Source organism: Rhodopirellula maiorica SM1, from assembly GCF_000346295.1.
In the GTDB taxonomy this organism is placed as follows: Bacteria; Planctomycetota; Planctomycetia; order Pirellulales; family Pirellulaceae; genus Novipirellula; species Novipirellula maiorica.
Genome location: NZ_ANOG01000982.1, coordinates 1 through 1,591 on the forward strand (window position 1 = coordinate 1; position 1,591 = coordinate 1,591).

Genomic DNA, 1,591 nt, shown 5'->3' on the forward strand with positions numbered 1-1,591 from the left:
CTTGGATTTTGACTATACCGATCCCAAATGGGCCGAAATGGTGGAATTGCTGACGATCCGCGGCGGTGATCTAACCGGACGCGGTGGTGAACTGTGGTTACAAGACCATGGTCAACCGGTGTGGTACCGCAACCTGCGTTGGCGTGAAATTCCGATTACGGAAGAAATCAAAGCATCGCCGGAATTTCAACCGATGCCGGTCCCCGCCGGCGCGTTGGCAAAAGAACAAGAACGAGTTCGAAAGATGTTGGAACAAGCCAAGGCGAAGTGAGAACGTCGACATGCGAAAACCTAACCGAAACTCTTGGCGAGTTTCGCTACCATGATGATGACGGCTTCTTTGGAATGGAATTCAAGTGGAGGCCGCACGACAGGCTAGAAGCCTATCCCACATTGAAAGCCCACCATGAGAAATGTTTTTAGAAATCAGATCATGCTAATGTTTGCCCTCGGTTGTGTATCGTTGGCGTCATCTCTTTGCGCCGCGTCGCCGGAACCGCCCGAAGGTTATCGAGCGATCTTTAACGGCAACGATCTTTCGGGATGGTACGGATGGAATCCACACGCGTCCGCTAAACTTTCGGGTGAAAAGAAAGAGGCCAACCTACGCGAGCAGCGGGCAGCCTTTCCCGAGAATTGGTCCGTGGAAAATGGCGAACTGGTCAACGATGGTCATGGGCCTTACGCAACGACCGAACAGGAGTTCGGGAACATCGACCTGCTGATCGAGTACAAGACGGTTCCCGGTGCGGACAGCGGTGTCTATTTGCGTGGGACGCCGCAAGTTCAGATTTGGGATTGGAACCAAACCTTCAATCCGAAGAAGCCGGATCGTAAACCACATCAAGGATCGGGTGGCTTGTTCAACAATACACCAGGCAAGTTGGGGCGAGATCCGATCATGCGAGCGGACAAGCCGTTTGGGCAATGGAACCAACTGCGGATCCGACAGGTCGGCGATCGAACCTGGGTTTGGCTCAACAAACGATTGGTGGTCGAAGGCGCGGTGATGGAGAATTACTGGGACCGAACGAAGCCGTTGCCCGCGAAGGGACCGATCATGTTGCAAACCCACGGCGGCGAGATCCGCTGGCGTAATCTATTTGTTCGTGAGATCGGCGAGCAAGAGAGCAAGCGAATCTTGGCGACATTTCGCCCTCTTCCCGATCCCACCCACTACGACGTGGCCTACGGACCGCACCCGAAACAGGTGCTCCATTTTTGGCAGGCCAAATCCGACAAGCCCACGCCGGTGCTGTTTTTCATTCATGGCGGCGGATGGAGTGGCGGTGGTCGGCTAAGTGGTTTGGTCAACATGTTGCCGACCATGTTATCCGAAGGCATTTCGGTGGTTTCGGTCGAGTATCGTTTTGTCGCCGAAGCAACGGCCGATGGTGTCTCGCCGCCGGTCAAAGGACCCCTCGGCGATGCGGCGCTGGCGCTACAGTTTGTGCGTAGCAAAGCCGAAGAATGGAATCTTGATAAACAACGTATCGGCGCCTCCGGTGGATCGGCCGGTGCGTGCTCGAGTCTGTGGTTGGCGTTTCATCCCGAGATGGCGGATCCCCAGAGCGATGATCCCGTGGCACGC

General features: G+C 55.4%; 1 protein-coding gene and 1 pseudogene. Both read left to right on the forward strand.

Annotation, left to right across the window (positions count from 1 at the left end; all coding sequences use genetic code 11):
- Positions 1 to 271 (forward strand): annotated as a pseudogene (locus tag RMSM_RS31710) (DUF1080 domain-containing protein); the annotation flags it as partial.
- Positions 272 to 433: 162 nt separating this feature from the next.
- Positions 434 to 1,591, forward strand: a 1,158-nt coding sequence (locus tag RMSM_RS43150) for a 3-keto-alpha-glucoside-1,2-lyase-like domain-containing protein (protein ID WP_008707278.1), incomplete at its 3' end; no start/stop codon positions are given.